At 51.4% G+C, this 2,577-nt stretch carries 1 rRNA gene (only partly in view); it reads left to right on the plus strand.

Annotated elements, in window-relative coordinates:
• Nucleotides 1-2,514 (plus strand): 23S ribosomal RNA (locus PGY33_RS14125); it begins 447 nt to the left of the window's first position.
• The last annotated feature ends 63 nt before the right edge of the window (nt 2,515-2,577 follow it).

The raw sequence follows: 2,577 nt of genomic DNA on the forward strand, positions 1-2,577 counted from the left end.
GCTTTGATTCTTAACTGAATGCTTTGGGAAGAGCAGCAATATAGGGTGATAGCCCCGTAAGTGAAAAGAATCGAGCGCTAACAGTATCCAGAGTACCAGCGGACACGTGAAACCCGCTGGGAAGATGGGGGGACCATCCTCCAAGCCTAAATACTACTCAGTGACCGATAGTGGAGCAGTACCGTGAGGGAAAGGTGAAAAGTACCCCGGGAGGGGAGTGAAAAAGAACCTGAAACCTTGTGCCTACAAGCACCGAGAGTCCGTTAATGGATGATCGGGTACTTTTTGTAGAACGGTCCGGCGAGTTAATATTTGCAGCGAGGTTAAGGAACTGGAGTTCCGGAGCCGCAGCGAGAGCGAGTCTGAAAAGGGCGTATGAAGTTGCAGGTATTAGACCCGAAACCGGGTGACCTATCCATGAGCAGGCTGAAGCGGTGGTAAGACACCGTGGAGGGCCGCACCCACGTCTGTTGAAAAAGCCGGGGATGACTTGTGGATAGCGGAGAAATTCCAATCGAACTCGGAGATAGCTGGTTCTCCCCGAAATAGCTTTAGGGCTAGCGTTATTTTAGATTACCGGAGGTAAAGCACTGAATGGTCTAGGGGCCGCGAGGTTACCAAAGCCTATCAAACTCTGAATGCCGGATAATTGATGAATAGCAGTCAGACTGTGTGAGATAAGTCTCATAGTCAAAAGGGAAACAGCCCAGATCTACAGCTAAGGTCCCAAATGAACACTAAGTGGAAAATGATGTGAAACTGCGAAGACAACCAGGATGTTGGCTTAGAAGCAGCCACTCATTCAAAGAGTGCGTAATAGCTCACTGGTCGAGTGGTTTTGCGCAGAAAATGTAACGGGGCTAAGTGTTCAACCGAAGCTTAGGCATTGCAGTAATGCATTGGGTAGGGGAGCGTCGTATGCGGGGTGAAGTCAGAGCGGAAGCACTGGTGGACTGCATACGAGTGAGAATGCCGGAATAAGTAGCGAGAATTATGTGAGAATCATAATGGCCGAAAATCTAAGGTTTCTTGGGGAAGGTTCGTCCGCCCAAGGTTAGTCGGGAGCTAAGCTCAGGCCGAAAGGCGTAGGCGATGCACATACGGTAGAAATTCCGTAACCACCGAACATTTAAGCTAGAGGGACGCTTTCTTTAAGGTTATCCCGGGCGATGGTTGCCCCGGGCGTAAGGGACCGAAATTTAGTAGGGAAGTAGACGGCGTGAGAGACGAGAAAAGCTCTGGTGTATACTAAGGTGCCCGTACCGCAAACCGACACAGGTAGATGGGATGAGTATTCTAAGGCCAACGGGAGAAGGGTTGTTAAGGAACTCGGCAAATTGGCCCCGTAACTTCGGGATAAGGGGCGCCTGCGAGAGCAGGCCGCAGTGAAAAGGCCCAAGCGACTGTTTAGCAAAAACACAGCTCTCTGCTAAATCGAAAGATGACGTATAGGGGGTGACGCCTGCCCGGTGCTGGAAGGTTAAGGGGAGTGCTTAGCAGCAATGCGAAGGTGCGAACTTAAGCCCCAGTAAACGGCGGCCGTAACTATAACGGTCCTAAGGTAGCGAAATTCCTTGTCAGGTAAGTTCTGACCCGCACGAATGGCGTAACGATTTGGGCACTGTCTCAACAGCCCGCCCGGCGAAATTGTAGTACCGGTGAAGATGCCGGTTTCCCGCAACTAGACGGAAAGACCCCATGGAGCTTCACTGTAGCTTGATATTGGATCTCGGTATTCCATGTACAGGATAGGTGGGAGGCTAGGAAGATGGAGCCAACCTTGGGATACCACTCTTGGGATATTGGGATTCTAACCTGCGACCATGAATCTGGTCGGGGGACACTGTCAGGTGGGCAGTTTGACTGGGGCGGTCGCCTCCAAAAGAGTAACGGAGGCGCTCAAAGGTTCGTTCAGCACGGATGGAAATCGTGCACTGAGTGTAAACGCATAAACGAGCCTAACTGCGAGAATGACGGTTCGAGCAGTAACGAAAGTTGGAGTTAGTGATCCGGCGGTATGTGAATGGAAATGCCGTCGCTCAACGGATAAAAGCTACCCTGGGGATAACAGGCTGATCTCCCCCAAGAGTCCACATCGACGGGGAGGTTTGGCACCTCGATGTCGGCTCATCGCATCCTGGGGCTGAATTCGGTCCCAAGGGTTTGGCTGTTCGCCAATTAAAGCGGTACGCGAGCTGGGTTCAGAACGTCGTGAGACAGTTCGGTCCCTATCTGTTGCGGGCGCAGGAATATTGAGAGGAGCTGTCCTTAGTACGAGAGGACCGGGATGGACGTACCGCTGGTGCACCAGTTGTTCTGCCAAGGGCATAGCTGGGTAGCTAAGTACGGACGAGATAAACGCTGAAGGCATCTAAGCGTGAAACTCCCCTCGAGATAAGTGTTCCCATCCTTCGGGAGTAAGGCCCCTTGTAGACTACAAGGTTGATAGGTCAGGAGTGGAAGTGCAGTAATGTATGGAGCGGACTGATACTAATAGGCCGAGGGCTTGACCTTAAATGTTAGGTAACCTCGAAGAAATAGCTTGCGAGTAGGATTGTTCAGTTTTGAGGGTGTAAA

It is taken from the genome of Butyricicoccus sp. AF18-9LB (assembly GCF_027684505.1).
Taxonomy (GTDB): domain Bacteria; phylum Bacillota; class Clostridia; order Oscillospirales; family Butyricicoccaceae; genus Agathobaculum; species Agathobaculum butyriciproducens.